We start from the raw sequence: 7,035 nt of genomic DNA on the forward strand, positions 1-7,035 counted from the left end.
CCTGGGAAATTTGAGCTTGCAGATGGAGGAACTATTTTTTTAGATGAATTAGGAGAACTTCCTTTAGATATTCAATCTAAACTATTAAGGGTACTCGATAACAATAAAATTGTTAGAGTTGGTGGAACTTATGAGAAGGAGCTAAATGTTAGAATTATATGTGCAACCAATAAGAGGCTAAAGGAAGAAGTAAAAAAGAAAACTTTTAGAGAAGATCTTTATTATAGGTTAAATGTAATGAACATAAAAACCATTCCATTGGTAGAAAGAAAAGAGGACATCGGAATACTTGCAAAATATTTCATAGACATGCTAAATATGAAAAATAATGATAAAATCAAAGTCATGAGTAAAAATTATATCACAAATCTTATGGAATATGAATGGCCGGGAAATGTAAGAGAACTAAGGAATGTTATAGAAAGAGATTATTATTCAAGCGAAGATGATATAATTGGAATAGTGTATTCAGATATAGGAGAAATAAGTAGAGGTATGGAAGAAATTAAAGATAAAGAAATTATACCTATAGATGATTTAGAGAAAGAGAGTATAATTAAGGCTCTTAAATTCTATCATGGAAACCTAGTAAAAGCGGCTAAAATGTTGAAAATAAGTAGATCTACCATATATAGAAAAATTAAAAAATATAATATTAACAATGTTTAAATAAATATTATATATTTAGCTTAAAATTTCAAAATAAATAGATATAAAGTGTATCAAAATGAGAGCCAAAATATGTAAGATGTCAAAAAGACACACTAATTAGTGTGCCTTTTTGACATTACAACTATTTTTAATGATTTATATAAGATTTTTTATTTTGTAAAATGAAACAAAGTAAACGATTAGCTTAAGTGGTAGCTACTTTACAGCGGTGAGATAAATGTTATTTTAATAATATTATCTTGAAATTACTATTTTGGAATGATAATTGCTATATAAGTATGTGAGAAAATTAACAATAAAACATATAATTATATCTTTTAGGAGGGATTTTTATTATGAAGGCAGCATTATGGTATGGAGTAAAAGATGTTAGAGTTGAAGAAATAGAAGAACCAAAGGTTACTAAAGGAAATATTAAAATTAAAGTAAAATGGTGTGGAATATGTGGATCAGATTTACATGAATATTTAGGAGGACCAATTTTTATTCCAGTTGGACAACCTCATCCTTTGAGTGGTAATGTTGCACCAGTTGTTTTAGGTCATGAATTTTCAGGTGACGTTGTAGAAATTGGAGAAAACGTAATTAATATTAAGGTTGGAGATAGAGTTACAGTGGAACCTATTGTAGCTTGTGGTAAATGCCCAGCATGCAAAGAAGGAAAATATAATCTATGCTCATCATTAGGATTCCATGGACTTTGTGGAAGTGGCGGTGGACTTGCTGAATATACTGTATTCCCAGAAGAATATGTACATAAAATACCAGACAGTATGTCCTATGAACAAGCAGCGTTGATAGAACCAATGGCAGTTGCGCTTCACTCTATTAGAATGGCTAATTTTAATACAGGAGATACTGCAATTGTACTTGGTTCAGGTCCAATAGGTCTTGCAACAATTGAATGCCTAAAAGCTGCAGGAGCTAGACTTATAGTAGTATTACAAAGAAAATCAATAAGACAAGAATATGCAAAAAGAGCAGGCGCAAATGTTGTTCTTGATCCAAATGAAGTTGATATAGCTAAGGAAGTTAAAAAACTTACAGGTGGAGTAGGTGTAGATGTAGCTTTTGAAACTACTGGAGCAAAAGTAGGTTTCGACATAGGTATTGATAGTTTAAAATACGAAGGAACTATGGTTATAACAAGTATTTGGGAAGGTGATGTAAGTTTTAATCCTAATGTTTTAGTATTCACTGAAAAGAAAATAGTCGGGACATTAGCATATAGGCATGAATTCCCATCGACAATTGCATTAATGAATGATGGTAGAATTAAGGCTGAAGGATATATAACTAAAAAAATAGCTCTTGATGATATAGTAGAAGAAGGCTTTAAAACTTTAACTGGACCAGAAAAGAAGAAACAGGTAAAAATACTTGTAACGCCAGATAAGTCACTTTTATCTGACTGTTAACTCTAAATAAAACATAGTATTAACGTCAATATCGTTAATACTGTGTTTTGTTTTTTTAGTAAAGCCAAATTTATTAGTCAAAATAATGCAGAAGGTAATAAAAAAAGATATAATAATTTAATATAGAGATAATAAATAGTGATATAGATATAAGATTTGAAATAATATTAAGTGTAAATTAGGGGGGAACAGAACATGACATTATATAATTATAAAAAAGGTAGAGATGAAGAGGAGTACAAGGATCTTTATACAAATTCAATAGCACTTGATCAGCTTCCAAAAAATGAGTTGCCTGAAACAACTTCAGATCCTAAAGTAATTAGGCAATTAGTTCTCGACGAGCTTTTTATGGATGGAAATGCACGTCAAAATCTAGCGACATTTTGTACAACATATATAGAAGACGAGGTTCATGAGCTCATGGATTTGTCAATTGATAAAAATATGATAGATAAAGATGATTTCAAGACCAGCTGGTCAAATTATCTCTCAGTATTATAATTTTTTAAGATTGGGCCGTGATGGCTACACTACAATCCAAAATGAATGTGCTATCACTGCTCAGTATTTAGGTGAGCAACTAGGTAAAATAGATGTTTTGGATATATTATATGATGGGCATGGAGGCATACCCGCAGTTTGCTACTCACTTAAAGATGAGGCTAAAGCAAAATTTTCACTTTATGATCTTTCTGATCGTTTAAGAATGCACGGTTGGCAAATCGCATCATATCCACTCCCAAGTGATCGCGAAAACATGACTGTACAACGTGTATTAATTCGTCATGGAGTTAGTAGGGACATGATATTTTTACTACTTCGCGATTTTCGTAAAGAACTGGAGTATTTAAAGAAAAACCCAGTATTAAATAATCACGAAAAAATTAGTTTCCATCATTAATTAGATGTAAAATAGCCCATATCATAAGAATTATTTAGAAAATTATACCATTCTATATTGCTTTTATAAACACATAAATGATGTACCTAATATATATATATGGAAAAGCATTATTCAGGTGATAAACAAGAAAACATTGTCTGTTTAGGCAATTATTTTAATAAAATGTTATAATAATATAATTAGTGGTGATAAAAATAAGATGTAATCAATTAAATAATTTAATAGATAATTTTAAAAATAAATATGAGAGGATTCAAAATGTCATGGTTAAGGAGGGATATAATGCAAATATGCTGTACAAAAAAATTACAGGATGAGATGGGATTAGTGCTTAAAAATGAAACTGAAGAGGAAGATTTCTTTTGCTGGAGTGCACATTTTATTATTGTAAATCGAAGAAAGACAATTGTTATGGTAAATGATAGCAATAGATTTGGATTTGTCCTTTATGGGTTAAAAGCAAAACAATTTAAAAATTTAAATAAATTACTAATCATAGGAATTAAAAATTGCTTAAGAGATGAGAAAATTAAGGAAGAAATTGTAGATAAATATCTGGAAAGTGGTGGAGATTTAATTTTGTCTAAGACAAGAGGCTCAAAGTATGTGGGACGGCTGAATAAAGCTTGCGAGTTAACCAAAAGTCTCCAACATAAATTGGAACTAAGTGAAATTTTTCAAACTTCGGTAACTAGAAGAATAAATAAGGACCTCATAAAAATGAGCAAGGAATCTGATTATTACTATCCATATGAATTGTTAAGCAAGGATCTTAAAATGTTCGCTGGTGAAGCAATTATTAGATGCGAGGCAGTAGATTTGATAATTAAGCTTAAGTTATATCCCCAAATAGCATGGAGAAGGATTATCACTCCGATAAATACTACATTTGAAGAACTTCATGAAATACTCCAAGTTGCTTTTGATTGGAAGGACTGTCATTTGTATGAATTCAATATTATTGATGAGTCAGGACAATGTGTCTTAAATGTTATTAGTGAATTTGAAGAAGTTTATGAAGACTCGCAGGAATGTAAAATACTTTTAGATTCACAAGTTGATATTTCAGAATACATTAATCAAAAATATCGAATAGTTTATTGTTATGACTACGGTGACAACTGGGAACATGAAATTACTATACAAGGTGTTAATGTTAATTATGATAAAAACTATCCAACCTGCATAATGGGCGATGGGAATACACCACCAGAAGATGTGGGTGGTATTATTGGATACAAGGAATTTTTGAAAACAATGTCAAACCCCAATCATATTGAATATGAAAATACGAAAAGGTGGGCGCAGGGTCAGAGGTATAAAGACTTTGATGCAGCATCTGTAAATAGACGTTTGAAAAATGTTTTGAGAAGATAAACAATTTACTTTTCTGATAATCTATCAAAGCCTACTCCTTTGCCCCAAACTGAAATTACAGGTAAAACATCTACAAAGGCATCTGGATCAGTTTCTGCAATATATCTTTTAATTAACATAGATTCTCTTGGAGAACAGAGCGTTAGAAGTTTTAATCGTGGCAAATTTTTATAACCACCTTTTACCTCATAACTGGTAACTCCTCTTTTAATGGTATGGATTATATATTGAGTTATAGCTTGATGATGATCACTTATTATCTCAAGTTTAACCTTTTTTGAGCCAAATCCAAACATTATTGCGTCAATCATATTTACCATTATGATTTGTGAAATAATAGCATAAAGTGCGATATTTGAACTATATACTATAACTGATGATGCAATTAGTGTGCCATCAATACAAAGTAGAATTTCACTTATGCTTATAAAGGTAAAAAATTTATGATGAAGAATTTTTGCAATAGTATCAGTTCCTCCCATTGAAAATCCTCTTTTTAGCAAAAGACCAGTTCCGATTCCACAAATAAGCCCAAAATAAACTGAAGCCAGCATCATATCATTTTTTATAAAACTATAATTAAATCTCTCAAAAACTATTAATATAAAAGGGAATACTACTGATAGGGTAATTATTTTTATACCTTCTCTTTTTCCCATAGAAATCCAAGCTATAACTAATACTAAAATAGATAGAACATAATAGATATAAGTATATTTAATACGAATTAATTTTTCTAGTATAATTGATATCCCAGTTATCCCGCCAGTTATTAATCCATTTGGTCTTAGAATAGAAGTAATTGAAAATGCAATCAATAAACATCCAATTGTTACAAATAAGAAATCCACTACATTTTTATTAAAATCAATTTTCTTCAAAATATCACGTCCTTGCGATTTATTACATACATATATAATTATTGTAACAGATATTCTTTCGCACTTATAGGGAGTTTGATTAATTTTATTTTATGTTAATTGTAGTTATGTTTGGTTTGTATATTAAATCAATATTACTATAATATACATAACATAAATGTATTGATAATGTTGTAATAATATGGTAAAATAGTGAAATGCGTTAAAAGAAAAGTTAAAAAGGTGGGCGATAATAAAATGGTAACAAGAGAAGAGGGTGGATATATAAGGGATGAAGAAATGAAAAAAGAGTGGATTAGAGAAAAACTTGAAAATGAAGAAAATATCGAAACAAAAGATGTAGAAGAAAGAATTTGGGGAGAATAGGAATGGGAAAATATAAAGCATAAAAATTATTTTTTATACGAGGGGGATATTTAATGATTACATTTAAGAAAATGTGGGATGACGTATTGTTGTTGTTATCAAATGATGAGTACATAGATATGGATATTTCTGAAAAATTTAATTCAGGATTTGTGGTTAAAGATAGCGAGAATACAATTTTTATTACAAAAGAGGACTTTTCAAGTTTTTGGTGTAAATTAATGTATTATGGTAAATTATCTTTAAAGCAAGTCTTAGGTGATGATAAATTGGAACCAAAATATATTTACACTATTATGAAACAATTGCCTTACATAGCAGAAAGTTCTTCGGTAATTAAGTTAATAAAGTAAATTTATTTGAGATAAATTAAGTCATAAATATTGTAATAAAAGAATAAAAATACTGCACTTAGGGGGAACCCAGTGCAGTATTACATTTATAAGCTTATTTGCCAATTTAATAATAGGTTGGTGTATTTAAATTATAGACAATTTCTCGGATTTTATACACTTTAATTAATATATGAAAAATATACGTTATAAAGTGCAAATATAGTTACAGTTTTAATCAATAACAAAAAGAGCAGTTCCTCTGAAGGGAGGAGCGGCTCCCAATATTTTAGTCAACTGAAGTAATCTTAGTGTTAATTGCTAGCTATGTTGTTTAAGTTTTCATCAAAGTCACTAGTGTACTCATCAATATAATCACCTAATATATCAATCATATGAATTGGTGACACTGTGTTATCATATACCATTTTTAATAAATTTTTAACTTTATATCTCTGTGGACTTATATTTTCTACACAATCTTTTTGTATATGTACAGTTGTTCCATCAACAATATATTGTGATTCTATTTCAATGCCAAAAGCGTTTACATTAGTAAGCTCACCATACAATAAAACAGAAACCTGACTTTTAACTAGTCTATAAATATAATTGTGATTTACACCGCCATCTGTTATGCTCTTAACTAAATTCTCTAAAATTATCATAATGTTTTCCCCCTAAATTGTGTTTATGAGAATACTGTAACATTATTAATAAAAAAAATCTGTCATTTTGTGATGCTAAGCTTAAAAGTATTATCTGTTTTAAATGACAACAACAACCATATATGCCTATAATGCTGCCATTAACTAAACATAGTGAGTTATTTTAATATCAAAGTGTTAAATAATTTTGTCGAATCTATAACAATTATGTATAAAAGTTTTTGTGAAAATTCAATGTTTTTTTATTAAATTTCAATAATAATCATTAAAATGTAAAAAAATGGTATTAATATAACTTTATAAGTGAGTTTTTAATTATAGTATCACTTAAAATAATCAAATTTCTCTTTTAGTATAAGTATATTAAGTTAATGGCATTATAATATAGAATAATTATTAAAGGAGATGTTTTTT

9 protein-coding genes are annotated in these 7,035 nt (G+C 28.9%); 7 read left to right on the forward strand and 2 right to left on the reverse strand.

Annotation, left to right across the window (positions count from 1 at the left end; translation table 11 throughout):
• The 5 genes from Q0649_RS00625 to Q0649_RS00645 all read left to right on the forward strand — a co-directional run.
• A partial coding sequence (locus Q0649_RS00625) for a sigma 54-interacting transcriptional regulator (protein ID WP_298836204.1) occupies positions 1–669 on the forward strand: 669 nt, incomplete at its 5' end.
• 338 nt (positions 670–1,007) lie between these two features.
• On the forward strand, positions 1,008–2,090 hold the full coding sequence (locus Q0649_RS00630; protein ID WP_298836206.1) for a 2,3-butanediol dehydrogenase: 1,083 nt from the start codon (positions 1,008–1,010) through the stop codon (positions 2,088–2,090).
• 195 nt (positions 2,091–2,285) lie between these two features.
• Entirely contained in the window at positions 2,286–2,594 is a 309-nt protein-coding gene (locus Q0649_RS00635; protein WP_298836208.1) for a hypothetical protein, read from the forward strand.
• A gap of 10 nt (positions 2,595–2,604) precedes the next feature.
• Positions 2,605–2,994: a hypothetical protein gene (locus Q0649_RS00640; RefSeq protein WP_298836210.1), complete on the forward strand. Its 390-nt coding sequence runs from the start codon at positions 2,605–2,607 to the stop codon at positions 2,992–2,994.
• A gap of 285 nt (positions 2,995–3,279) precedes the next feature.
• On the forward strand, positions 3,280–4,374 hold the full coding sequence (locus Q0649_RS00645) for a plasmid pRiA4b ORF-3 family protein (protein WP_298836212.1): 1,095 nt from the start codon (positions 3,280–3,282) through the stop codon (positions 4,372–4,374).
• Positions 4,375–4,379: 5 nt separating this feature from the next.
• Here the strand turns inward: Q0649_RS00645 and Q0649_RS00650 are convergent, their stop codons facing one another.
• Entirely contained in the window at positions 4,380–5,255 is an 876-nt protein-coding gene (locus tag Q0649_RS00650; RefSeq protein WP_298836214.1) for a YitT family protein, read from the reverse strand.
• 192 nt (positions 5,256–5,447) lie between these two features.
• Here Q0649_RS00650 and Q0649_RS00655 point away from each other — a divergent pair, with 192 nt between their 5' ends.
• The gene (locus Q0649_RS00655; protein ID WP_298836216.1) at positions 5,448–5,621 is read left to right on the forward strand and encodes a hypothetical protein; all 174 of its coding nucleotides are present in this window, start codon (positions 5,448–5,450) and stop codon (positions 5,619–5,621) included.
• A gap of 53 nt (positions 5,622–5,674) precedes the next feature.
• A complete protein-coding gene (locus tag Q0649_RS00660; protein WP_298836218.1) occupies positions 5,675–5,974 on the forward strand; it encodes a hypothetical protein in 300 nt (99 codons plus the stop codon).
• Between the two features lie 293 nt (positions 5,975–6,267).
• Here Q0649_RS00660 and Q0649_RS00665 read toward each other — a convergent pair whose 3' ends face one another.
• The gene (locus Q0649_RS00665; protein WP_298836220.1) at positions 6,268–6,621 is read right to left on the reverse strand and encodes a DUF6514 family protein; all 354 of its coding nucleotides are present in this window, start codon (positions 6,619–6,621) and stop codon (positions 6,268–6,270) included.
• Positions 6,622–7,035: the final 414 nt, after the last annotated feature.

The sequence above is a fragment of the uncultured Clostridium sp. genome (assembly GCF_937920395.1).
Taxonomy (GTDB): domain Bacteria; phylum Bacillota; class Clostridia; order Clostridiales; family Clostridiaceae; genus Clostridium_AD.

Excerpts from the sequence above, each read along its gene's own strand:
- Q0649_RS00635 (WP_298836208.1), top strand. The coding sequence starts at position 2,286 with ATGACATTATATAATTATAAAAAAGGTAGAGATGAAGAGGAGTACAAG.
- Q0649_RS00665 (WP_298836220.1), bottom strand. The coding sequence starts at position 6,621 with ATGATAATTTTAGAGAATTTAGTTAAGAGCATAACAGATGGCGGTGTA.
- Q0649_RS00645 (WP_298836212.1), top strand. The coding sequence starts at position 3,280 with ATGCAAATATGCTGTACAAAAAAATTACAGGATGAGATGGGATTAGTG.
- Q0649_RS00630 (WP_298836206.1), top strand. The coding sequence starts at position 1,008 with ATGAAGGCAGCATTATGGTATGGAGTAAAAGATGTTAGAGTTGAAGAA.
- Q0649_RS00660 (WP_298836218.1), top strand. The coding sequence starts at position 5,675 with ATGATTACATTTAAGAAAATGTGGGATGACGTATTGTTGTTGTTATCA.